Origin of the sequence: uncultured Sphingomonas sp. (assembly GCF_964244265.1) — a bacterium.
Classification (GTDB): domain Bacteria; phylum Pseudomonadota; class Alphaproteobacteria; order Sphingomonadales; family Sphingomonadaceae; genus Sphingomonas.
Genome location: NZ_CAXTHV010000021.1, coordinates 12,421 through 34,239, shown reverse-complemented (window position 1 = coordinate 34,239; position 21,819 = coordinate 12,421). Strand labels below are relative to the sequence as shown.

Annotated in this window: 20 protein-coding genes, 1 tRNA gene and 2 pseudogenes; 10 read left to right on the top strand and 13 right to left on the bottom strand. The window is 66.5% G+C overall.

The window, feature by feature from the left end; genetic code table 11:
- Window positions 1–130: 130 nt before the first annotated feature.
- Window positions 131–399 (top strand): annotated as a pseudogene (locus ACFE7K_RS10115) (IS5/IS1182 family transposase); the annotation flags it as partial.
- A gap of 145 nt (window positions 400–544) precedes the next feature.
- Window positions 545–3,034: an alkaline phosphatase PhoX gene (locus ACFE7K_RS10110; RefSeq protein WP_375398064.1), complete on the top strand. Its 2,490-nt coding sequence runs from the start codon at window positions 545–547 to the stop codon at window positions 3,032–3,034.
- Window positions 3,035–3,150: 116 nt separating this feature from the next.
- On the opposite strand, the gene ACFE7K_RS10105 is transcribed toward ACFE7K_RS10110, so the two are convergent.
- From ACFE7K_RS10105 to rplK, 3 genes are all read right to left on the bottom strand, one after another.
- Window positions 3,151–3,582, bottom strand: a complete 432-nt coding sequence (locus ACFE7K_RS10105; RefSeq protein WP_375398063.1) for a hypothetical protein — start codon at window positions 3,580–3,582, stop codon at window positions 3,151–3,153.
- A 185-nt stretch (window positions 3,583–3,767) separates the two neighbouring features.
- Window positions 3,768–4,460: a 50S ribosomal protein L1 gene (rplA, locus tag ACFE7K_RS10100; protein WP_375398062.1), complete on the bottom strand. Its 693-nt coding sequence runs from the start codon at window positions 4,458–4,460 to the stop codon at window positions 3,768–3,770.
- 4 nt (window positions 4,461–4,464) lie between these two features.
- Complete coding sequence (gene rplK, locus ACFE7K_RS10095; RefSeq protein ID WP_375398061.1) at window positions 4,465–4,896, bottom strand: 50S ribosomal protein L11; 432 nt, start codon at window positions 4,894–4,896, stop codon at window positions 4,465–4,467.
- A gap of 235 nt (window positions 4,897–5,131) precedes the next feature.
- Between rplK and ACFE7K_RS10090 the strand changes: the two genes are divergently transcribed.
- Window positions 5,132–6,982, top strand: a complete 1,851-nt coding sequence (locus ACFE7K_RS10090; protein WP_375398060.1) for an acyltransferase family protein — start codon at window positions 5,132–5,134, stop codon at window positions 6,980–6,982.
- 6 nt (window positions 6,983–6,988) lie between these two features.
- Here the strand turns inward: ACFE7K_RS10090 and nusG are convergent, their stop codons facing one another.
- The 5 genes from nusG to ACFE7K_RS10065 all read right to left on the bottom strand — a co-directional run bounded on the left by nusG (window position 6,989) and on the right by ACFE7K_RS10065 (window position 12,277).
- Complete coding sequence (nusG, locus tag ACFE7K_RS10085) at window positions 6,989–7,525, bottom strand: transcription termination/antitermination protein NusG (RefSeq protein ID WP_375398059.1); 537 nt, start codon at window positions 7,523–7,525, stop codon at window positions 6,989–6,991.
- Window positions 7,526–7,534: 9 nt separating this feature from the next.
- Entirely contained in the window at window positions 7,535–7,732 is a 198-nt protein-coding gene (gene secE / locus ACFE7K_RS10080) for a preprotein translocase subunit SecE (protein WP_375398058.1), read from the bottom strand.
- A 190-nt stretch (window positions 7,733–7,922) separates the two neighbouring features.
- Window positions 7,923–7,999 (bottom strand) — tRNA-Trp (locus tag ACFE7K_RS10075).
- Window positions 8,000–8,038: 39 nt separating this feature from the next.
- Complete coding sequence (locus ACFE7K_RS10070; RefSeq protein ID WP_375398057.1) at window positions 8,039–10,396, bottom strand: putative bifunctional diguanylate cyclase/phosphodiesterase; 2,358 nt, start codon at window positions 10,394–10,396, stop codon at window positions 8,039–8,041.
- 117 nt (window positions 10,397–10,513) lie between these two features.
- Window positions 10,514–12,277, bottom strand: coding sequence for a fatty acyl-AMP ligase (locus ACFE7K_RS10065; protein ID WP_375398056.1), 1,764 nt, complete (start codon window positions 12,275–12,277; stop codon window positions 10,514–10,516).
- 147 nt (window positions 12,278–12,424) lie between these two features.
- Here ACFE7K_RS10065 and ACFE7K_RS10060 point away from each other — a divergent pair, with 147 nt between their 5' ends.
- The 5 genes and pseudogenes from ACFE7K_RS10060 to ACFE7K_RS10040 all read left to right on the top strand — a co-directional run.
- Window positions 12,425–12,931 (top strand): regulatory protein RecX, encoded by a 507-nt coding sequence (locus tag ACFE7K_RS10060; protein ID WP_375398055.1) that lies wholly within the window; start codon window positions 12,425–12,427, stop codon window positions 12,929–12,931.
- Between the two features lie 154 nt (window positions 12,932–13,085).
- Window positions 13,086–13,589 (top strand): cold-shock protein, encoded by a 504-nt coding sequence (locus ACFE7K_RS10055; protein WP_375398090.1) that lies wholly within the window; start codon window positions 13,086–13,088, stop codon window positions 13,587–13,589.
- Window positions 13,590–13,601: 12 nt separating this feature from the next.
- Window positions 13,602–14,093 carry a DUF192 domain-containing protein gene (locus tag ACFE7K_RS10050; RefSeq protein WP_375398054.1) on the top strand — a complete coding sequence of 164 codons (492 nt, stop codon included), beginning with the start codon at window positions 13,602–13,604 and terminating at the stop codon, window positions 14,091–14,093.
- A 64-nt stretch (window positions 14,094–14,157) separates the two neighbouring features.
- Complete coding sequence (locus tag ACFE7K_RS10045) at window positions 14,158–14,550, top strand: NADH:ubiquinone oxidoreductase subunit NDUFA12 (RefSeq protein ID WP_375398053.1); 393 nt, start codon at window positions 14,158–14,160, stop codon at window positions 14,548–14,550.
- Window positions 14,547–14,993 (top strand): annotated as a pseudogene (locus ACFE7K_RS10040) (DUF2155 domain-containing protein); the annotation flags it as partial. The gene ACFE7K_RS10045 and the pseudogene ACFE7K_RS10040, both read left to right, overlap by 4 nt.
- Window positions 14,994–15,028: 35 nt before the next feature.
- Here the strand turns inward: ACFE7K_RS10040 and aat are convergent.
- The 4 genes from aat to ACFE7K_RS10020 form a co-directional block, all read right to left on the bottom strand.
- Window positions 15,029–15,742 (bottom strand): leucyl/phenylalanyl-tRNA--protein transferase, encoded by a 714-nt coding sequence (gene aat / locus ACFE7K_RS10035; protein ID WP_375398089.1) that lies wholly within the window; start codon window positions 15,740–15,742, stop codon window positions 15,029–15,031.
- 62 nt (window positions 15,743–15,804) lie between these two features.
- On the bottom strand, window positions 15,805–16,518 hold the full coding sequence (locus ACFE7K_RS10030) for a ParA family protein (RefSeq protein WP_375398052.1): 714 nt from the start codon (window positions 16,516–16,518) through the stop codon (window positions 15,805–15,807).
- Window positions 16,519–16,620: 102 nt separating this feature from the next.
- The gene (locus tag ACFE7K_RS10025; RefSeq protein ID WP_375398051.1) at window positions 16,621–16,986 is read right to left on the bottom strand and encodes a hypothetical protein; all 366 of its coding nucleotides are present in this window, start codon (window positions 16,984–16,986) and stop codon (window positions 16,621–16,623) included.
- 82 nt (window positions 16,987–17,068) lie between these two features.
- Complete coding sequence (locus ACFE7K_RS10020) at window positions 17,069–18,376, bottom strand: type VI secretion protein ImpB (RefSeq protein WP_375398050.1); 1,308 nt, start codon at window positions 18,374–18,376, stop codon at window positions 17,069–17,071.
- A gap of 647 nt (window positions 18,377–19,023) precedes the next feature.
- On the opposite strand from ACFE7K_RS10020, the gene ACFE7K_RS10015 reads away from it, so the two are divergent.
- The gene (locus ACFE7K_RS10015) at window positions 19,024–20,100 is read left to right on the top strand and encodes an alpha/beta hydrolase (protein WP_375398049.1); all 1,077 of its coding nucleotides are present in this window, start codon (window positions 19,024–19,026) and stop codon (window positions 20,098–20,100) included.
- An 81-nt stretch (window positions 20,101–20,181) separates the two neighbouring features.
- On the opposite strand, the gene ACFE7K_RS10010 is transcribed toward ACFE7K_RS10015, so the two are convergent.
- Window positions 20,182–20,676, bottom strand: coding sequence for a DNA-deoxyinosine glycosylase (locus ACFE7K_RS10010; protein ID WP_375398048.1), 495 nt, complete (start codon window positions 20,674–20,676; stop codon window positions 20,182–20,184).
- Window positions 20,677–20,789: 113 nt separating this feature from the next.
- On the opposite strand from ACFE7K_RS10010, the gene ACFE7K_RS10005 reads away from it, so the two are divergent.
- The gene (locus ACFE7K_RS10005) at window positions 20,790–21,773 is read left to right on the top strand and encodes a cysteine synthase A (protein WP_375398047.1); all 984 of its coding nucleotides are present in this window, start codon (window positions 20,790–20,792) and stop codon (window positions 21,771–21,773) included.
- Window positions 21,774–21,819: the final 46 nt, after the last annotated feature.

Sequence of the window (21,819 nt, the reverse complement as noted above, 5' to 3'; positions counted from 1 at the left end):
GGTGAGGTTCTTCGGGAAGATCAGTAGGAGCGATTGCGCGAGTTTGTGCCGGGTGGGCGCAAGCGCAAGAGCGGTGCACTCCATGCCCCTGCGGCTGGCTGCTTGCAGCCGCCGCTCAGGATTAAACTGCGTCGATGCGTTCGGCCTGCCGGTGCGCTTCATGCTCGAGCCGGGTCAGCAGAACGATATGGCACCGGCTTGCGACCTGATCCGCGGCCTGTCTGCCGAACAGGTCATCGCCGGCCCTATGATCGCATCGCCTACAAACAGCGATCGGGCGTCGAAGGCTTCTTCGCCAGACCCAAGCAGTGGCGGCGCATCGCAACCCGCTACGACAAGCTCGCCGCCCACCTCCTTGGTTTCATTAAACTTTCCAGCATCATGATATGGCTGAAATGATTAAATCGTCACTACAGCCTGGACCGCGCCGATGTAAGGAAGATGACTTTGAACAGTCTTCCCCGGGACGCCAATCTGTCGCGAACAGCGCGCAGGTAGGGCGCGGGTCGCTCTTGACCCGCATTCCCGGGGGATCTCCACAGCCATGATCGACGAAGCTGCCATTGCCTATGCCTATGCCGATGGCGACATCGACACCAACCGCTCTGGCGGCCGTCACCTCAATGACCTGATCGCGGAACGCTATTCGCGTCGGCAGACGTTGCGGGGCGGCGTTTCGGCGATGGCGACCGCCGTCTTCGGCAGCGTCCTGCTCGCCGGCTGCAAGGAGGACGATCGTCGTGCGGCGACCGTTTCCGCGGGCAGCGCGACGGCCACCACCTCGGGCAAGACGGTAACGTTGGCCGGCACGGTGACCAGCGGCACGTCGACGTCGAGCAGCTGGTTGCAGACCAGCGGTCCCGCGGTGACGCTGGCGAACGCCAACACCGCCACCGCTACCTTCACCGCGCCGGCCGTTACCGCGTCGACGGTTCTCGGCTTTCAATTCGTCAGCGTTTCGTCCGACGGCATCAGCTCGGCCGCCGACACGACCGTCACGATCGCGCCCGCCACGCTCGATTACGCCGCGGTGCCCAAGAGCCTGGCGGACGTGGTGGCGGTTCCCGCCGGCTATGCGGTTACCATACTCTATCGTCTGGGCGATCCGATCACCGGCGCGACCGGCGCCTTCGTCAATGACGGCAGCGATAGCGGCTATGCGACCCGCGCCGGCGATCATCACGACGGCATGTCCTATTTCGGCCTCAACGCCGCGGGCACGGCACCCGATCCCGCCAGCAACACCCGTGCGCTGCTCGTGCTCAACCACGAAAACATCAATCAGGCCTATCTCCACCCTGCCGGTGCGACCGCGCCGGGCGGCATCCGTCCGACCGCCGAGGTTCAAAAGGAGATGGAGTGTCACGGCGTCAGCGTGGTCGAGATCACGCGCAGCACGGGCAGCTGGGCCTATGTCCCGACGTCCAGCTTCAATCGCCGCATCACGCCCTATACCCCGACCGGTTTTTCGGGTCCGGTCAAGGGCGCGCCGCTGTTGTTCACCGCCTTCTCCACCGACGGTACGGTGGGTCGGGGAACCATCAACAATTGCGCCAACGGCTATATGCCCTGGGGCACGTACCTGACCTGCGAGGAGAATTGGGCGGGCTATTTCCGGCGTGACGCCGGCGACAATGCGCGCCGCGCCGCGGCGCTGGGCGCCAAGTCGGTGACCGCGTTCACCCGGTACGGCCTCAACACCGGCACCGGCGATACGCTGCGCGCGGGCAATTACAGCTGGACCACCGCCGCGCCGATCGCCGCCGGCGACACGCGCATCGCGAAGTTCAACGCGACCATCGATCCGGCTCAGCCGGTCGGCGGCACCGGCGATTTCCGCAACGAGCCGAACCAATATGGCTGGGTGGTCGAGATCGATCCGTTCGACCCCTCCTCGACCCCGCGCAAACGCACCGCGCTCGGCCGCATGAACCACGAGGGCTGCTGGCCCGGTCGCGCCGTCGCCGGGGTGAAGCCGGGCTTCTACATGGGAGACGACGCCCAGAACGAATATATCTATAAGTTCGTGTCGAACACCGCCTGGTCGACCGCCGACGCGGGGGCGACCAACCGCCTGGCGATCGGTGACAAGTATCTAGACGCCGGCACCCTCTACGTCGCGCGCTTCAACGCCGACGGCACCGGCACCTGGCTGGCACTGGTCTTTGGCGCAAACGGGCTGACTGCGGCCAATTCCACCTATTCGTTCGCCGATCAGGCCGACGTGCTGACCCACGCCCGGCTCGCCGCCGACGTGCTGGGCGCGACCAAGATGGATCGCCCGGAATGGACCGCGATCAATCCGGTCACCGGGGAAATGTACTGCACGCTGACCAACAACACCTCGCGCACCGTAGCCAATACCGACACCGCCAATCCGCGCGCCTATACCGATCCCAGGATCAACGGCACGTCGACCAGCGGCAACGCCAACGGCCACATCATCCGGCTCCGCGAGACCGGCGACACGACCGAGGCGACGGCCTTTGCATGGGACATCTTTGCCTTCGGGGCGGGCGCGGACCTCAATGCGGCGAACATCAACCTGTCGGGGCTCGACGCGACCAACGACTTCTCGTCACCCGACGGCCTGTGGTTCGGCCGCTCGAGCAACGTCACCGGCCAGGCCATGCCGGTGCTGTGGATCGAGACCGACGACGGCGCCTATACCGACGTCACCAACTGCATGCTGCTCGCCGCGATCCCCGGCACGGTCAATGACGGCGGCACGAGGACGATCACCAACACGATCGGCGCGGCGACCGCGACGCAGGCGACCCGCGTCGGCAAGGCGCCCGGCGCGAGCCTGAAGCGCTTCCTGGTCGGCCCGAAGGAATGCGAGATCACGGGCATCGACACGACGCCTGACGGCCGCTCGCTGTTCGTCAACATCCAGCATCCCGGCGAGAATGGCAGCCCGGCAAACGTCACCTCGAACTGGCCGCAGAGCCAGGCGTCGGGAACCGGCACCGGCCGCCCGCGCTCGGCGACGATTGTCATCACTCGGACCGATGGCGGTATCGTCGGCCTCTGATCGATCGCCAGCCTCACGCAAAAGCCGCCAAAGCAAGGGCCGGAGGATCGCTCCTCCGGCCATTTGCCGTCGTCGACCGACCAAATATCGCCGCGCGGGTGAGGCGTTGCGGGCGGCTATTTCCTCACGGCGGGCAGGATCGCAAGTTCGACATGCACCGGCGCCAGCGTGTCGGTGGCGGGCAGGTCGGTCCAGGCGCGGCCGGGCATCTTCATTGCCAGGATGGTGTCGATCCGCCGAACGCTCCTTGTCCCGCCGTTGGCGCTGGCGCGCATCACGCTCATCTTCCACTCGACCGCCGCCATGCCCGGCCGGGCGGAATCGGGTGTCGCGACGAGTTCGGCCGACCACCCATTGCCCTTGCCGTCATCGACCAGGAAGCGTGCCGGCTGGCCGGGCAGCGCGTTCAGCCGGGGCTCGGCGATGACCTTGCCGCTTTCGGAGAGCGTCATCGAGAACGTGATCGCCGCGGGCGCCGGCTCGACGGCGAGCGGCGGGGCGGCAGCGGCCAGTACGGCCAGCGTCAACGTGGCGATCTTGATCATCATGGCAAACCCCTGTGGCCGTTTATCGGCTGATGGCGAGATTCGCATGAACGAAAAAGGCCCGCAAGCGCCTTGCTTGCGGGCCCTTGATCTACTTGGCGGAGGCCGGAGGAAGTAATCCCGCCCTCGGACGCGGCGGAGCGGCCGGCGTTGACAGTCTCGCGGCTAGAATGGTGGCCGCGCGCCGCTCAGGCGCCCGCCACCTCGTTCACGTCGACCTTGATGCCGGCGCCCATCGTCGAGCTGACCGCGACCTTGCGGACATATTTGCCCTTGGCGCCGGTCGGCTTGGCGCGGAGCAGCGCATCGACCAGCGCGTCGAAATTCGCGCGCAGATCCTCCGCCGGGAACGACGCCTTGCCGATGCCCGAATGGATGATGCCCGCCTTTTCGACGCGATATTCGATCTGGCCGCCCTTGGCGTCCTTGACCGCCTGCGCGACGTTCATCGTCACTGTGCCCAGCTTGGGGTTCGGCATCAGGCCCTTGGGGCCCAGTACCTTGCCCAGGCGGCCGACGATGCCCATCATGTCGGGCGTCGCGATGCAGCGGTCGAAATCGATCTTGCCGCCCTGGATGTCCTCCATCAGGTCCTCGGCGCCGACGACGTCGGCCCCGGCCTCACGCGCTTCGTCGGCCTTCGCTCCCTTGGCGAACACGCCGACGCGGACGGTCTTGCCGGTGCCTTTTGGCAGAGTGACGACGCCGCGGACCATCTGGTCGGCGTGGCGGGGATCGACGCCCAGGTTGATCGCGACCTCGATCGTCTCGTCGAACTTCGACGTCGCGCCCGATCTGGCCAGGCCGATCGCCTCGTCGACGCCATGCAGCTTCTCGCGATCGATCGCGACCGACTTCTGTTTCTTGCTGACAAACGTCATTGCTTCACCCCTCCACCACTTCGAGGCCCATCGCGCGGGCGGAGCCTTCGATGATGCGGGTCGCCGCGTCGATATCGTTGGCGTTCAGGTCCTTCATCTTGGCCTGGGCGATCTCGCTAAGCTGCGACCGCTTGATCTTGCCGGCAGAGGTCTTGCCCGGTTCCTTGGAGCCCGACTTCAGGTTGAGCGCCTTCTTGATGAGGAAGGCCGCCGGCGGCGACTTTGTCTGGAACGAGAAGCTGCGGTCGGCATAGACAGTGATCCTGGTGGGTAGCGGCGTGCCCTTTTCCAGGTCGCTCGTCTGCGCGTTGAACGCCTTGCAGAATTCCATGATGTTGACGCCGCGCTGGCCCAGCGCCGGGCCGATCGGCGGGGCGGGCTTGGCCTCGCCCGCCGGCACCTGCAGGTTGATATAGCCGGTAATCTTCTTTGCCATGATACTCACTCTGTGCGGGCGCCGAGGCGGCCGATCAAGTTTAGCGGTTCAGGCGGGCGCGTATGCGCCCTCCCGCGGATCTCCCCGGCGATGTCGTCCAAGGAGGCGCGCGCTTAGCGCAAACCGCTCACCATCGCAATGGTGCGCGCGGTCCTTATGCTGCACCCCAGCATGGGTTGTCGCGGCGGCACCGTACGGTTAGGCCGGCCAGGAGCAAAATGGGGCGCGGCGGGGCATGCGATTTCGAAAGGACGTGCAGGGGCTGCGCGCCGTCGCAGTCATTCCCGTACTGCTATTCCATTTCGGCGTGTCACAGGTTCCCGGCGGCTTCACCGGGGTCGACATCTTCTTCTGCATCTCGGGCTATGTGATCGCGGGCAGCATCGCCGAAGACATCCGCGCGGCCCGCTTCAGTATCGCGGACTTCTACTTCAAGCGCATCCGGCGCATCTTTCCCGCACTGGGCGCAACGATGCTGCTGACCAGCATCGCCGCCGCGATCATCCTGCTGCCCGATGATCTGGTGAGTTACTGGGAGAGCCTGCTGGCGACCGCGAGCTTCTGGTCCAATATCCACTTCTGGCACGCGTCGGGATATTTCCAGGCCGCGGCGCAGTTGCAGCCGCTATTGCATACTTGGTCGCTGTCGATCGAGGAGCAATTCTACGTCTTCGCGCCGGTCGGTTTCTGGCTGATCCATCGCTATGGCCGCGCGCGCTGGCTGCCGTTCCTGGCGCCGGTGGCCTTGCTGAGCCTGGCGGCGAGCATCGCCAGCGTGTTCGTGGCGCCAACCGCCGGCTTCTTCTTGCTGACGAGCCGCGCGTGGGAGCTGCTGATCGGGGCGATGCTGGCGCTGCACCAGAATCACGGGCCCGACCGCCGGGGAACGCGCGAGCTGGTCGCGCTCGCGGGTGTGGCGCTGATCGCGATGGGGCTGTTCTGGCTGCACGAGAGCGATCCGTTCCCGGGCTGGAACGCGCTCTTCCCCTGCGTCGGCACCGCGCTGGTGATCCTTGCCGGGCGTGGGACCGAGCGCATGCCGCTGGTCAACCGGGCGTTGTCGATTGGGCCGATGCTGTGGATCGGCAACATCTCCTATTCACTGTACCTAGTACACTGGCCGATCGCGGCGCTGGTTCGCTATGCGACGCTAAAGCCGCCCACGCCATGGAGCGCCGCGGCGATGTTCGCGCTGAGCGTCGGGCTGGCGACATTGTCGTATCGCTACGTGGAGCAGCCGTTTCGCCACATCGACCGCCGGCATCGCACGCGCATATTGGGAATCGGCGCGGCGATGATCGGCGCCGTCGTCGGCGTGGCCGCGCTCGGCGAGTGGTCGGACGGCTTTCCCGGCCGCTATCCGGGCTACAAGCACCAGGAGGTGGCGGGCAAGGACGATTGGGGCGGGGCTGCCTGCTTCGCGGTCGATCCTACGCACCAGCTTCCGTGGCAGGCGAGCGCCTGTACCCGCATCCGCGGACGGCGCGGGCGCATTCTGCTGTGGGGGGATTCCTTTGCCGCGCAATACGTCTCCGGCATCATGCGGGATGCGCGACGGATCGATGCCGATGTGCTGCAATATACCTTTGCGGGCTGTCCGCCGATCCTCGCATACACATCGCTGGCGCGGGTGGGCTGCGGCCTATCCAATCGCGCGGTGCCCGCGCTGATCCGGCGCGAGCGGATCGATACGGTGGTCTTGTCGGCGCGCTGGTCGGAAACGCCGCGGCGCACGCTGCTCCAGCTCCACGACACTGTCGCGCGGCTGCGCGGGATGGGGCTGCGGGTCATCGTGTTCGGCCAGTCGCCGCAATTCATCGCCGACGTGCAGCAGATCGACTTCGTGTCGGGCCAGTATGCGCGCGGCGGCACGGTCGCTTGGCCGGTGACGTTCTCGGACGAGCTCAATGCCACAGTGCAGGAGCAGGCGCGGGGCGCGCAGTTCGTGAACCCGATCGACTATCTGTGCGTCGCGGGCCGCTGCCCGTACCGGGTCGGACGGACCTACCTGTACAGCGACTATGGCCACCTGTCGCGCTCGGGCAGCACGCTAGCGGTGCGGAAGTTCTTCCCGGCCGGGCGATAGCCGGGACTATTTCGCTCTTTCGACCTGTTCGAAATCGAGTTCAACCGGGGTCGCGCGGCCGAAGATCGAAACCGACACCTTGACCTTGGCCTTGTCGAAGTCGAGTTCCTCGACCAGCCCGTTAAAGCTCGCAAACGGACCGTCCAGCACCTTGACCGCGTCGCCGATCTCGAAATCGACCTTGATCTTCTGCTTGGGCTGCGCGGCGGCTTCTTCCTTGGAATTGAGCATCCGCGCGGCTTCGCCGTCGCTGATCGGCTGGGGCTTGCCCATCGATCCCAGGAAGCCGGTCACCTTGGGCGTGTTCTTGACCAGGTGATAGACATCGTCGGTCATGTTGAGCTTGGCCAGCACATAGCCGGGCATGAACTTGCGTTCGACCGCGATCTTCTTGCCGCGCCGCGCCTCGGTCACCGTCTCGGTCGGCACCTCGATCTGCTCGACCAGCTGGTCGAGGCCGAGCCGTGTGGCGTCGGCCATGATCTGGTCGCGGACCTTGCCCTCGAACCCCGAATAAGCGTGAATGATGTACCAGCGCGCCATCGTCGAACCCTATTTCGCGTAATTAAGCAGCAACGACACGATCGCCTCGAACCCCGAATCGATCGCAAAGAAGAACACAGCGAGCAGGATCGTCATGATCATCACCATGATTCCGGTCATGATCGTCTCCCGCCGGGTCGGCCAGACGACCTTCTTGGTCTCGGCCTGGACCTGCCGGATGAACTCGATGGGGGTTGTCCTGGCCATGTATCGCTGCACCCGGTTGTGAATATCGACCCCGAGACATGGGGCCGCCGCCCCGACCCCTGGAGAGGCTGGGCGACAATCAATCCCGATGTCGGATTGCCCGCGCAGATAGCGCGTCGCGCGACCGGGCGCAAGAACCGGCCGCCGCAAGAACCGCGACGCCGACGCTTGCGACCGTATCGCCGGAAGGTGGCAGGGGAGCTCGGACTCGAACCGAGGGCCTTCGGTTTTGGAGACCGACGCTCTAACCAGCTGAGCTACACCCCTATCGCCCCGGATTTAACCCCATTGTCGGATCGGGGCAAGTCACGCGGCCGCGGCTTCGCCCTCGTGTCGGACGGCGAGCGCGCGTGCTTCGGCGACAGGCAGTGGCCGGCCGAAATAATAGCCCTGGATCTTGCTGCAGCCAAGCGCACGGATCATGTCCAGCTCCTCGCCGGTTTCGACGCCCTCTGCGGTGGTCGCCATGCCCAGCGACTGGGCCAGTGCCACGACCGCGCGGATGATGGCGATCGCCTCCTTGTTGCTGCGTGACGCCGCCTGGACGAAACTGCGGTCGATCTTGATCGTCGAGAAGCGCGTCCGGGCAAGGTAGCCGAGCGAGGAATAGCCGGTACCGAAATCGTCTAGGCTCAGCCGTACGCCGAGGTCGAGGACTCGCTCGAGTACCTTCACCGCGCCGGTGCCCTCGCGCATGAAGACGCCCTCGGTAACCTCCAGTTCGAGGCGTTCGGGGGCAAGGCCGGTGTGGCTGAGCGTCGAGGCAACGATCGAGACAAAGGCGGGATTGTGCAATTGTTCGGGCGAGACATTGACGGCCACCCGGGTTTTGCCGGGCCATCGCACCGCTTCCTCGCAGGCGGTGCGCAGGACCCATTCGCCGATCGGCGCGATCAGCCGGGCGTCTTCGGCGAGCGGGACGAACTTGGCCGGCGAGATCGAGCCCAGCTCCGGATGCATCCAGCGCAGGAGCGCCTCAAAGCCGGTGAGCGACCCCGTGCCGGCGGCCACCACCGGCTGGTATTCGACGTGAAGCTCGCGGCGTTCCAGCGCCTTGCGCAGCCCGATATCCAGGACTCGGCGTTCCTCGGCCTTGACGTGCAGCTGCGGCTCATAGGTATGGAAAACGCCGCCACCGGCATCCTTCGAGCGATAGAGCGCCAGATCGGCCGAACGGATCAGGTTTTCGGCGGTACGGCCGTCACGCGGGCCGATCGCCACGCCCACGGAGGCGCCGATATACAGCGTGTTCTGGTCGACCTCATAGGGTTGCGACAACAGGTCGATGATCGATTGCGCCAGTTTTTCGACCCGCGCCGTATCGGTCGCGTCGCGCATCACCACCGCGAATTCGTCGCCGCCAAGCCGGCCGACCATCTCGTTGTCGGTCACCAATTGGCTAAGCCGCTCCGACACCCGGCTGAGCAGCCGGTCGCCCAGCGGGTGGCCCAGCGTGTCGTTGATCGCCTTGAACCGGTCGAGGTCGATCATCATGAAGGCGCACCGACTGCTCCATTGTTCGGCATCGGCCATGGCACGCGCCAGTTCCTCGTTGACGTGCAGCCGGTTGGGAAGGCCGGTCAGCGTGTCGAACCGCGCCATGCGGTTGATCTTGTCGGCCGAGGCACGTTGTTCGGTGACGTCGGATCCGACGCCCCTGAAGCCGATGAAGCCGCCGCTTTCGTCCGTGCGCGGGCTTGCCGCCAGCGCCCACCAGCGTTCCTGCCCCTGGACATATACCGGCAGCAGCAGGTCGCGGAACGCTTCGCGACCTTTCAGCCGCTCGGCCAACATGCGCAGCCCAGCGGCGAAATTGCCGCTTTCCCAATTGGGGCCCGCCAGCACCTGGAGCAGCGGCATGCCGTTGATGCTGACCGAATCCAGGCCCACCGAATGCGCGAAGCGCGGCGAAGCGCGGACAATGCGCCGTGCCGCGTCGATCTCCCACAGCCAGTCGCCATCGTCTTCCTCGAACTCGCGCAGCAGCAGGCTGACCGTTTCGTCGCGCTCGGCCAGGCCGATCTCGGCGGCGCGCAACAGGACAAGGCCCTTGCCGCGCTGATAGCAGCCGACCATCAACAGCACGGCGAACAGGATCGTCGCCGCCGCCAGCAGCGGGCTGCCTAGGAGCAGGAGCATCGCGGCAACCGCGGTGCCGAGGATGCCGAGGAATGACAGCGTCGCCAGCGGCAACGCCGCCATCGCCACCGACGATGCCGTCATCATCACCGACAGCACGATCCACAGGCCCATCGCCGACCCGCCATCGGCTCTTGCGCCCAGGGCCAGCGGCGGGACCGCCCAGACCGCGGCAAGCGCGACTCCCTCCAGCACGGTATCGCGGACATCGGCCAGCGAGGCGGTCGCGGCGTCGCGATGGCGGCCGTTCAGGCGCCGGAACGCCACGGCGACGCTCACCGCAGCGGTGACGCCCGCCCAGCCTTCGAGCATCCACAGCGGGTTGCGCTCGGCGAAGATGATTATTACCAGGGCGGCGCCGATTAGATTTGCCCCGAGGAGGAACAGCGCCAATTGGCGTCCGGCATGAAGCTGCGCGGCCCGAATCGGGCCCCAGTCGGTCGTATCCGACGGATCGTGCAGCCCCAGCAACGCGCGCGCGTCGATCTTCGGCTTGGCGAATTGGGAGGAAGGTTCGGTGCTCACCCGACCGGCCTACCCCCTACAAGGTTATCGATCGGTTAGAGGAAGAGCCGCACCGACGCTAATTCGCGCCCAAACGATATCGCATTTCGCAGTTGCACAATGGCGCAGGAACCCCTCTCACGCGGCGATGGCGTAGGGCTTTATCTCGCCGGCCAGGTAAAGGTTGCGCGCCTTGGCGCGGCTCAGCTTGCCCGAACTGGTGCGGGGCAGCGTGCGTGGCGGGATGAGCTCGATGACGCAGTTCATGCCGGTCACCGAGCGGACGCGCTCGCGAATCTCGTCGCGCAGGCGCACGCGCTCGGCCTCGTCGGAACTGCGGCACTGGACCAGTACCGCCGGCGTTTCCTCGCCCCCGGGCGTGGTGATGGCAAAGGCGGCGATGTCGCCGGCCTTGAACCCGGGCAGCTGTTCGACCGCCCATTCGATGTCCTGCGGCCAGTGGTTGCGGCCGTTGACGATGATCATGTCCTTGGTGCGGCCGACGACGTAGATATAGCCGTCCGACAGATAGCCCATGTCGCCGGTGTCGAGCCAACCCCGGGCCATGCACGCCGCAGTGGCGTCGGCATCGCGGAAATAACCGGCCATCACCGACGGCCCCCGACACCAGATCTTCCCGATCGCGCGCTCGGGAAGGGGGGTGCCGTCCTCCTCGCGGATCTGGATTTCCATGTCGCGCACCGGCTTGCCGCAATTGACGATCGCGCGATAGCGTTGCGGGCGATCCCGGCGCTGGTCGGCGCCGGACAATTGGGTTTCCTCGACCAGTTCGACGCGAATGCCCTCGCCGGGCGGCATGATCGACACCGCCAGCGTCGCCTCGGCCAGCCCATAGCTGGGAAGGAACGCCGATGCCTGGAACCCGCATTCGGTAAATGCATCGACGAACGCCTGCATCACGTCGGGCCGGATCATGTCGGCGCCGTTGCCCGCCAGCCGCCAGCGCGCCAGGTCGAAGCGGTCGCATGCCCGGGTCTGGCTGGAAATGCGCCGCGCGCAGATGTCATAGCCGAAGGTCGGCGAATAGCTGATCGACGTGCCCTCGTTGCGGCTGATCATGTCGAGCCACGCGAGCGGGCGCCGCGCAAAATCCTCGGTCTTCAGGTAATCGGTCGATACCTGGTTGGCGACGGGCGACAGGAAGCACCCCACCAGCCCCATGTCATGATACCAGGGCAGCCACGAGACGCAGCGATCGCTGCCGATCAGCTGCATGCCATGGCTGTGCGCGGCCAGGTTGTTGAGCAAGGCGCGGTGGGTGATCACCACGCCATGGGGAAAGCGGGTCGATCCGCTGGAATATTGAAGATAGGCGACGTCGTCGGCCGCGGCGCGCGGCAGGTCGGTGACGCCCGCGGGACGCTCCGCAAAGCTGGCCCAGTCAATGCCCTCGACCCCCTGCAGGCGCGCGGCCTCGGCGCACATTGCGCCGATCTCGCGCGGGAAGATCAGCAGTTTCGGGTCGCAGCTCGACAATTGCACCGCCAGCTGGTCGATATACGATTGCGCGCCGCCGAAGCTGGTCGGCAGCGGCAGCGGGACGGGCCATGCCCCGGCATAGACCACCCCGAAGAACAGCGCGGCGAACTCTGCGCCGGTCTCGGCAACCAGCGCGACGCGGTCGCCGGGCTTGATGCCCGATGCGACCAGCCGATGAGCCATCGCCAGTGCATCCCGGCGCATCTCGGCGAACGGATAGGGGCGGGTCAGGGCGCCCCGGGCATCGTGGAAATTCAGGCCGCGCGTGCCGATCGCCGCGTAATCCAGCGCATCGCCCAAGGTGGTGAAATCGGCGAACCGGCGCGCCAGCCTGTCTTCGGTCGGCGTGGCTGAAAGCCCGGCCGGCAGGCCCGCTTCAACCAGGAGAGAGTCCGTTGCCATCGTCATCTACCTTCGCGTCCCGGCCTCCGTCGCCTTGCGTCCTTGCACCTTGCGTTGCCGGCGGACGTGGCGTGCCGACGGCAAGGCATTCAAAATCCGTTGCCACTGTGGCACAATCAAGGCGACATGCCGCGAGTTCCCCGCCCGATGCCGCCGTTCGATCACGCGGCCGTGGAGCGGCTGGCGTTGCGTTACGTCGAACGCTACGCCACCACGCGCCGAAGGCTGGCCGCCTATCTCACGCGGAAGGTACGGTTGAGCGGCGCGACGGATGCTTCGATCGACATCGCCGCGATCGTCGAGCGGATCGCCGGGCTGGGCTATGTCGACGATCGCGCGTTCGGTGAGGGGCGGGCGACGGCAATGACCCGGCGCGGCGCCGGCGCGCGCCGCATCGCCGGCGCGTTGCGCCATGCGGGCCTGGATCGCGACGATGCCGACGCGATCATGCCGGCGATCGCGGCGCGGGCGATGGAGGCCGCGCTGGCCTTTGCCCGGCGACGAAGGATCGGTCCGTTCGCGGTCGAAGCGCCGGATCACGCGTTGCGCGACAAGCATATGGCGGCGATGCTGCGCGGTGGTCACGCGCCCGCGCTGGCGCGTCGCGTCGTGGCGATGGCGCCGGGCGATGACCCGACGTTAGATGAAGACTGATTGCGTGTGATGCTCCTCCGGAAGGGCTTGGCGCGGCGCAACATCATGCTACATTTGCCCTCGCAGGGGGATGAGAGTGCGCGTAGAACAGCCGCCGCAGCATGATGTAGGGCCGTCGCCCGACCAGGACGATACGGCCGGTCTTGCCAGCGGGATGCGGCATGCCGGCGTGGTCAAATGGTTCGATGTGACGCGGGGATTTGGCTTCCTGGTCGCCGATGATCCCGCTGTCGGCGATATCCTCATCCATTTTTCGGTCCTCCAGCCCCATGGTCGGCGCAGCCTGCCCGAAGGCGCGCGTGTCGAATGCGTCGCGGTGGGGCGTGAGCGCGGGCTGCAGGCCAGCGAGATCATATCGATCGATGTGACGACCGCCGCCGATCCCGGGCGGCGCGGCCGCACCGATGGCGACCGGATCGATCCGGTCACCTTGCTCGACGATGCCGGCCCGTTCGAGCCGGTCATGGTCAAATGGTTCAACCGGCTGAAAGGCTATGGCTTCCTGGTGCGCGGCGTCGATTCCGCCGACATCTTCATCCATATGGAGACGTTGCGTCGCGCCGGGTTGCACGAGGTAGAACCCGACCAGTGCCTGCGCGCGCGGATCGTCGAGGGCCGCAAGGGCCCGTTGGCGGTAGCGGTCGAACGCGACGACTGATACGGCCCGGCGATGTTCCCGCATATCTTCCCGAGATGGATTGTCGCCTGCATGCTGGTGGCGGGCTGCGACCACGGCGGCGGCGCGGGCGCGGTCGATCCGACCGGCAGAACGATCGCGATCACCATCAGCGGCAACGGCCGTAGCCACGAGTTTACCGTCGAACGCGCGGTGACCGAGGCGGAACAGGCGCGCGGGCTGATGTTCCGCGCGTCAATCCCCGAGGATGGCGGGATGCTGTTCTGGCCCTATCCCGCAGGCGGCGGGCCGGGGCGCGATGCGAATTTCTGGATGAAGAACACCCCGAGCGCGCTGGACATCGTGTTCATCCGCGCCGACGGCACGATCGCGCGGATCGCTGTGCAGACCATTCCGTTTTCCGAAGAACCGGTGCGGTCGGACGAGCCGGTGACCGCGGTGCTGGAACTGCGTGGCGGCCGGACGGCCGCGCTCGGCATTGCCGAGGGCGATCGGGCGACATGGCTGGGGCAAGCGGCGCAATAGGCAGGCAGGCGGGCGGCGGCGAACGGCGTTGAACCGCGCGCGGCTTTCGGGGTAAGCGCGGTCCATGGGCCTCAATCTCAATCCGTTCACCTGGTGGACCGGCATCACGCTGGGCACATGGCTTGGCCTGGGCGGCAAGGTCCGCGTCGGCGAGGATGCGCTCGGCAATGCTTATTATGAGGGGGGCAGCGATACTGCCGGCCGACCCCGGCGGTGGGTGGTCTATGACGGGTCCAACGACGCCAGCCGCGTGCCCCCCGATTGGTTCAGCTGGCTCCATCACCAGATCGACGACGTGCCCGATTGCGCGCTGCCGCCGCTGCGGCGGTGGGAAAAGCCGGCGCTCGCCAATCTGACCGGCACGGCGCAGGCCTATCGGCCCCCCGGCGCGCTGGAAAAAGGCGGGCGGCGCGCGGCCGCGACGGGCGATTATGAAGCCTGGACGCCGGAGGGATGAGGACGCGTATTGTGCTCGGCACGATCGCCGCGCTTGCCGGCCTGGGCGCGGCGGGCTGGGCAGGGTGGACCTGGTATGAGGATGGCCACCGGGAGCAGCCGCAGGCCACGGCGCCTGCCACCGCGCTCGACCTCGACACCGGGCAATCGGGCGGCGTCGAGACGATCGACGTATCGGGCACCGTCGCGGTCGAGGCGGGCACGACGCCGATGGCCCAACGCGTCGCGGTGCTCGGCCTGCTCAACAAGCGCAACGGCCAGTCCCGCGACCTGACGATGAAGCCCGGCCAGGCGATACGCGTCGGCAATGCCATCGTCCGCCTGCGCGCCTGCGAACAGACCGCGCCGTGGGAGCAGGAGCATTATACCGGCGCCTTCGTCCAGCTCGACGTGATGCAGGTCGACAAGAAGTGGCGGCGGGTGCATTCGGGCTGGCTCTACAAGGAGCGGCCGGCGCTCAACGTGGTGATCGATCCGATCTACGACGTCTGGGTCAAGAACTGCGCGATGACCTTTCCGGACGGCGGACCCGATACCGTCGCCGCCGGCAACGGCAGCGACGACGATTCCGCCCCCGTCCGATCGCCCAGGCGGTCGAGCGCGCCGAAGTCGCCGGATGCGCCGGCAGCGCCCGGTGCCCCGGCCACCGCCATCGACAGCAACGCCAGATAATCGGCGCGGCTGATCTCGACCGCGCCCAGCGAGGCAAGGTGCGGCGTCTGGAACTGGCAGTCGAGCAAGGCGAACCCGCCGACCCGAAGCCGCGCCACCAGCCAGGCAAGCGCAACCTTCGACGCGTCCGTCGCCCGGCTGACCATGCTTTCGCCGAAGAACGCGCGGCCCAAGGCAAGGCCGTACAGCCCGCCGGCCAGCACCTCGCCGTCCCAGCATTCGATCGAATGGGCATATCCGCGATGGTGAAGCGTGGTGAACGCTTCCTCGATCGTCGGGTTGATCCATGTTTCCGGGCGGTTCGCGGCACTTTCGGCGCATAGCGCGATCATGTCCCCGAACGCTGTATCGGCGGTGACGCGGAAACGGTCCGCGGCAATCACCCTGCGCAGCGAACGCGACGCCCGGAACCCGTCCAGCGGCAGGATCGCGCGGCGTTTCGGTTCGACCCAATAGACGCCCTGCGCATCGCGATGGTCGGCCATCGGGAATACGCCGATGGCATAGGCGCCCAGCACCATATGCGGGTCGAGTCGGTCATGCGAGGGATCAAGCGGGGACTTCACGGGTGCGGCGGGCACGGTCATCCGGCCAGCCGGCGTTCGATCGCCTGCCACAGTCCGGCAAAGGCGCTCGCCGCCGCCGAGCGCGGGGCAAAAGCGCCCACGGGCGCGCGGCGCGCGGCCATCGTCTCGACCATGCTGGCCATCGGCACCACCGGCCAGTCGGGTTCGGCCGCGAGCGCGTCGGCATGGAGTCGTCGCCGCCGGTCGACCATCGAATGGATCGGCAGGATGCGCGCCTTCTTCCCCAGATGCGCGGCCATCTCGCCAAAGGCGCGCTGCGCCAGCGGCGACGGGATGACCGGCACGACGATCAGGTCGGCGGCGCGAATCACCTGCTCGCTGGTCTCGGTCAGGCCCGGCGGACAATCGAGGATGACCCGGTCATAATCCTTGCCGATCGCCTCGAGCAGCTTGGCCAGCCGTTTTTTCTTGTCGAGCTGGTGGAACAACAGGTCCAGCCCGCGCAGGGAAGCGTCGGCGCCGAGGAGATCGAGGCGGGCAAAGCCGGTATGGCGGACCAGCCTGGCCGGATCGACGTCGCGGTTGAACACCGATTGCGCGTCGTTGCGGGGCTTTGCGTCGGTCAGCAGCCAGGTGCTGGCCGCCTGGGGATCGAGGTCCCACAACAGGGTGCGCCGCGCCGACAATGTCGCTGCCGCCCAAGCCAGGTTGACGGCGAGCGTGGTCTTGCCGACGCCGCCCTTCAGGCTGTAGATCGCGATGGTCGCCAAGGATTGCCCCGCTAAGTCGCGCGGCTTCTGCCCGATGGCGCGGCGGGGATCAACCGTGGCGGCGGACGTATCCGCCACGACCCGCCACGACGACCGAGCGGATCAGGCGTCGCAGGACAGCGCGGTCTTGCCGGGCGTGGTCAGCTTGATCGACTTGGGCGTACCGGTCAGTTCATAACCGCCATCGGCGACATAGGGCTCGCCGGCGGCAGGCGCGGTCAGCCTGACCGGCGTGCTTTCGGGAGGGGCGGCCAGGATCACCAGCTTGTCGCCCTCGAAGAACGTGACCTTGGCCAGGCTGTTCTCGCCGTGGCAACGGAACGTCACCTCGGCCTTGATCGCCGGCGGCAGCTCGACCGGAGGCTTGGCGGAGTTGGCGATGGTCGTGTTCTCGACCGAGGCCGGTTGCTGGCAGGCGGTCAGCGCGATCAGCGCGACGGCGGCGGCGGGGAGCAGGGGGGTTCGCATGGGATCGTGGCTTCGCGTATGCAGCATCATTCGTCAAGAGCGACCCTAAACTGTCATTCCATGTCTATTGCGGCGCAATGCTTCACTCGTGAAATTCGTCCAGGTCGGGAATGCGGCCAAAGGCGATCTTGGTGCCGACGCGATCGATCCGGCTGCCCGTCTGCGGCCCGAGCGACACGGCGTGCCGGCCGAACTTCTCGTTGATCCGGTCCATCGCGCGGCTGAGCGCCAGCCCCCGCGTTTCGCGCGCCAGCGGATCGTCGGGGTCGAGCCGGTCGAACAGCGATCCCTGATCGCCGGCGACAGGCGCGATCTCGGCCAGCGTTACCCCGATCATGCGGACGCGCAGGCCGCCATGCCGCCTTGCCCCTTCCGCCGCCAGGTGCGGGAACAAGGCGTCGAGCGCCGCCAGCACCACGAAACTGTCCTGCGTCGAGGGCAGCTTGCGGCTGACCTGCCAGACGGTCTTGTCATCCTCGAACCGGGCGTGGAGCACCACCAGGCGGCTGGCATAACCCTTGCGCCGCAGCCGGCTGGCGGCCTTCAGCGCCAGCCTGCGCGCGGTCAGCCGGACGGGTTCGGCGCCGCGCTTGCCCGGGGACAATACGTGGCTGTGCCCGATCGTGCGGCTCTGCGTCGGCTTGTCGGGCAGGTCGACGCCGTGGAGCAGATACCAGAGCCGATCGCCGTTTGTCCCGCCCCAGGCGGTCCCTGCGTCGCGCGGCCGGCGCTCGCACAATTGGCGGATGTCGTTGATCCCGTCGCGCGCCAGCCGCCGCTCCATCTTCGCGCCGATCCCGGCGATGTCCCGCAGCTTCAGGTCATAGAGGCGGCGCGGCAGCTGTTCGGCAGCCAGGACGACCAGCCCGTCAGGCTTCTCAAGGTCGGAGGCGAGCTTGGCGAGCAGGCGGTTGGGCGCGATGCCGACCGACGAGGTCAGGCAATCGCCGACATGGGCCCGGATGCCCGCCTTGATCCGCCTTGCCAACGCCATGGCGGCGCCCACCGAATTCTCGTTGTCGAGCAACCGGCAGGCGACCTCGTCGATCGAGCAGACATGCGTGACCGGCACATGGCGCCAGATCTCGGCGATCACGGCGTCATGGATCTCGACATATCTTTCATGGCGTGCGGGGGTGACGATGACGTCGCGGCACAGGCGCTTTGCTTCCCACACCGGGGTGCCGGTGGAGATGCCGTAGCGCTTGGCTTCGACGCTGGCGGCGATCGCGACGGTGGTGTCGGAGCCGACCGGGGCGACAATGATCGGCTTGCCCCGCAGCGCGGGATCGAGCTGTTGCTCGACGCTGGCGAAATAGCTGTTGAGGTCGAGGAACAGCCAGCGCAGCGGGCGCGGCGGCAACAGCGACTCGGACGACAGCGGCGACATGACGGAACGTTAGCAGAACATGGCCCTATGGACAGGGCGGCGTCGCATGGCAGCGACGCTGAAAAGCTCGATGTGTTGGATTGCGGCGATCCGGAAAAGGTCGACAAGCGGCAGGCCCGGTACACCAGCTATGGCTTCGAGCCGTTGTTCTCGAACCGTTTCGGTCGTTCCTCGCGATCGCGAGCTTGTTTAGGCGGACGAGCATGGCGTAGTCCACCGTTGACCCGCCATCAGCGGACATCATGCTGTCCTACATGCCGCCGATCCGTCATATGTCGGGTCTTGAAACGAAGGCAGCTGTTCCGCTCTCCAGAGCGCGAGCGACAGGGCGTAGGACGTGACTTTTCGTGAACTTTGCCTCCAGCGGGCATTGCCAGCCCCGCTGTTTCCAGATGGTTCGGTGCCGGTCGAGCACCATGCCGGAGACCGCAATCCGCCGCGGCCGGCGGCGCGCGTTTCGCCATGCGGTCGTTTGCCCACAGCCCGTTCGGCTCATACTGCCCCAAATCCGGTCATTCCGGATGCTGCTCCATAAGCTGGCCTTGCATTCGGTTTGCGGCCCATGGCAAAAAGGCCGTGCCGTAAACGGAATCGAATCCGTTGCGATCAGGTCGTCGGCATGAACGGCGTTGACAGGAGAGAGGTCAATGAAAAGAGCTTCCTTTCGCTACAAAGCCCCCTATGCCGGCCTGGCGGCGGCAGTCGCTCTGGCGATGGCTCCAGGCATCTTGCCCGCGACGAACGCCGACGCCGCGCCTGCCTCCTCGTCGGCACCGCTGCAATGCAGGACGTATATCTTCAAGGTGAAGCAGTTCGCCACGGATATCGTCAAGCAATCGGTGTGGGGGCAATTCTGCTTCCGGGGCCAGGTTACGTCCGATACGCCGGTTCAGATCCTGATTCATGGCGGTGCCTATAACCACACTTATTGGGATTCGCCGTTCCAGCCCGATCGCTATTCCTATGTCCAGGCCGCGACCAAGCGTGGCTATGCGACATTGAACATCGATCGGCTTGGCTATGGGCAGAGCGACCGTCCGGTCGCGGCGACGCTCGACTTCAATGTGGCGGGGTACGTCACGCACCAGCTCGTCCAGATGCTGCGCGACGGCTCCGTGGGTATTCGCTTCACCCGGGTAATCCTGAACGGACATTCGATGGGCGCGCTGACCGCGGAGAACGAGGCCGCCAATTACCGCGACGTCGACGGCGTGATCGTCACCGGCATTGGCCACAATCTGAGCCCGCCGCCCGAACAGCTCACCACCTTCGTGCCCGCCGCGACCGATCCGAAGTTCGTCGGCCAGCTGTCGGCAGCCAGCTATCTGACGTCGCGGCCGAACGTCAGGATCAGCGTCTTCGTCGAAGGGGGCTCCTATGATCCGGCCATCGTCCCGTACGAGGAAGGCATCCTGAAGGATACCTTGTCCCCGACCGAGTTCACCGCGCTGCCGATGGACACGAGCGACCAGACCCAGCTGACGCAGAAGATCACCGCACCCGTGCTGTTCGCCCAGGGACGATATGACAAGATCTGGTGCACGCGAACCTTCGATTGCACGACGGATCCGCAGGCGCTCAAGGAATCGTCCTACTGGAACACCTCGTTCACGCGGATCGTGATCCCGAATGCCGGCCACTCGATCAATTCGAACTTGTCGGCGCCGACATTCTACGACGCGACATTCACCTGGCTTGAGCAGCACGGGCTGGCGCCAAGGTAACATCGTCTCCACCGGGTGCGCAGACCGCGCACCCGGTGCCTGACGGAAAATCCGGGCACCCCAATAACTGTCCGATCCCGGCTATGGCACGAACGATCCCAGCGCCGTCCATGCCAGCTGCTTGGTCGCCAGGCCGATCGTGTGGAGCGGGCTGCTCGAGGGCAGCGCGATCAAAGCATAGTCCGTGTGCGCGTCCGTCATCTGGCGCATGCCGATCCTGGCCGCCAGGGCACCGTTGAACGCGATGCCCCTGAGGTCGGGCAGCGTGGCGGCAAGTGCCGGCAGGTCGTTCGGCGCGGGGGCACGGATCGCCGCGTCGCTGCTGCCGGTTCGCGTGGCGCTGGCGACCACGTCCCACAGGCCGATGTGCGCGGCAAGGAGGGCTGCTAGCCGTGCGTCGTAATCGAGCGCGGCAAGATCGGCCTCCACCACCGGCGATAGCAACCGCCAGAATTGATTCTGCGGATGCGCATAATAGCGCGCGGCGGCAAGCGAGCGGTCGCCGGGCAGGCTGCCGCAGATCAGCAGTCGCGTGGCATGATCGACGATCGGGGCGAACGAACTCTTGCGGGTCATGCCCCGCCGCTAGCACGACCGGAGAAGGGGGGCGATCAACGCCCGAACGGCAGCTTGCCGGCGGACAACAGGGGATTGCTTGTGCCGGCGGGAGACGCGCGTATCTATCGGTGATGACCATCGCTTCCGACATGCTGGCCCTGATCGGCAATACCCCGCTCGTCCGGCTGGACGGCCCGAGTGAGGCGGCCGGCGCCGATATCTTCGCCAAGTGCGAATTCACCAATCCCGGCGCCAGCGTGAAGGATCGCGCCGCGCTGTTCATCGTCGAGGACGCCGAAGAACGCGGGCTGATCGCGCCCGGCGGCACGATCGTCGAAGGGACCGCGGGCAATACCGGCATCGGCCTTGCCCTGATCGCCAATGCCAAGGGCTATCGGACGATCATCGTCATGCCCGAGACCCAGAGCCGCGAAAAGATGGATACGTTGCGCGCGCTGGGGGCGGAACTGGTGCTGGTGCCCGCGGCGGCTTATTCCAACCCGGGCCATTTCGTGCATACCAGCCGGCGGATCGCCGAGGAAACGCCCAATGCGATCTGGGCCAACCAGTTCGACAATATCGCCAATCGCCGGGCGCATGTTCTCGGCACCGCCGAGGAGCTCTGGCGGCAGATGGACGGGCGGATCGACGGCTTTACGTGCGCGGTGGGCACCGGCGGCACGCTGGCCGGGGTCGGGCTGGGCCTGAAGGCGAAGGACGAAAAGGTGTGCATCGCGCTCAGCGACCCGCACGGCGCCGCGCTCTACGATTATTATGCCTGTGGCGAGTTGAGGAGCGAAGGCTCTTCGGTCGCGGAGGGGATCGGCCAGGGGCGCGTCACCGCCAATCTGGAAGGCGCGCCGATCGATGCGCAGTTCCGCATTTCGGACGAGGAGGGCATGGTTTGGGTTCGGCGGCTGCTCGCCGAAGAGGGGTTGTGCCTGGGCCTGTCGTCCGGGATCAACGTTGCCGGCGCGATCCTGCTCGCCCGACGGCTCGGCGCGGGCAGCCGGGTTGCGACGATCCTGTGCGATACCGGTTTTCGCTATCTGTCGACGATCTACAATCCGGCATGGCTGGAGGCAAAGGGACTGGCGCTCCTTGCGGCAGAATGATCCAAATCAAGGGTGAGTGGACAAGCGCTACATATTGCGTTACATT

Bases quoted from the DNA above. Each gene is read 5' to 3' on its own strand.
- ACFE7K_RS10110 (WP_375398064.1), top strand. From the start codon at position 545: ATGATCGACGAAGCTGCCATTGCCTATGCCTATGCCGATGGCGACATC.
- ACFE7K_RS10105 (WP_375398063.1), bottom strand. From the start codon at position 3,582: ATGATGATCAAGATCGCCACGTTGACGCTGGCCGTACTGGCCGCTGCC.
- rplA (WP_375398062.1), bottom strand. From the start codon at position 4,460: ATGACGTTTGTCAGCAAGAAACAGAAGTCGGTCGCGATCGATCGCGAG.
- rplK (WP_375398061.1), bottom strand. From the start codon at position 4,896: ATGGCAAAGAAGATTACCGGCTATATCAACCTGCAGGTGCCGGCGGGC.
- ACFE7K_RS10090 (WP_375398060.1), top strand. From the start codon at position 5,132: ATGCGATTTCGAAAGGACGTGCAGGGGCTGCGCGCCGTCGCAGTCATT.
- nusG (WP_375398059.1), bottom strand. From the start codon at position 7,525: ATGGCGCGCTGGTACATCATTCACGCTTATTCGGGGTTCGAGGGCAAG.
- secE (WP_375398058.1), bottom strand. From the start codon at position 7,732: ATGGCCAGGACAACCCCCATCGAGTTCATCCGGCAGGTCCAGGCCGAG.
- ACFE7K_RS10065 (WP_375398056.1), bottom strand. From the start codon at position 12,277: ATGGCAACGGACTCTCTCCTGGTTGAAGCGGGCCTGCCGGCCGGGCTT.
- ACFE7K_RS10060 (WP_375398055.1), top strand. From the start codon at position 12,425: ATGCCGCCGTTCGATCACGCGGCCGTGGAGCGGCTGGCGTTGCGTTAC.
- ACFE7K_RS10055 (WP_375398090.1), top strand. From the start codon at position 13,086: ATGCGGCATGCCGGCGTGGTCAAATGGTTCGATGTGACGCGGGGATTT.
- ACFE7K_RS10050 (WP_375398054.1), top strand. From the start codon at position 13,602: ATGTTCCCGCATATCTTCCCGAGATGGATTGTCGCCTGCATGCTGGTG.
- ACFE7K_RS10045 (WP_375398053.1), top strand. From the start codon at position 14,158: ATGGGCCTCAATCTCAATCCGTTCACCTGGTGGACCGGCATCACGCTG.
- aat (WP_375398089.1), bottom strand. From the start codon at position 15,742: ATGGTGCTGGGCGCCTATGCCATCGGCGTATTCCCGATGGCCGACCAT.
- ACFE7K_RS10025 (WP_375398051.1), bottom strand. From the start codon at position 16,986: ATGCGAACCCCCCTGCTCCCCGCCGCCGCCGTCGCGCTGATCGCGCTG.
- ACFE7K_RS10020 (WP_375398050.1), bottom strand. From the start codon at position 18,376: ATGTCGCCGCTGTCGTCCGAGTCGCTGTTGCCGCCGCGCCCGCTGCGC.
- ACFE7K_RS10015 (WP_375398049.1), top strand. From the start codon at position 19,024: ATGAAAAGAGCTTCCTTTCGCTACAAAGCCCCCTATGCCGGCCTGGCG.
- ACFE7K_RS10010 (WP_375398048.1), bottom strand. From the start codon at position 20,676: ATGACCCGCAAGAGTTCGTTCGCCCCGATCGTCGATCATGCCACGCGA.
- ACFE7K_RS10005 (WP_375398047.1), top strand. From the start codon at position 20,790: ATGACCATCGCTTCCGACATGCTGGCCCTGATCGGCAATACCCCGCTC.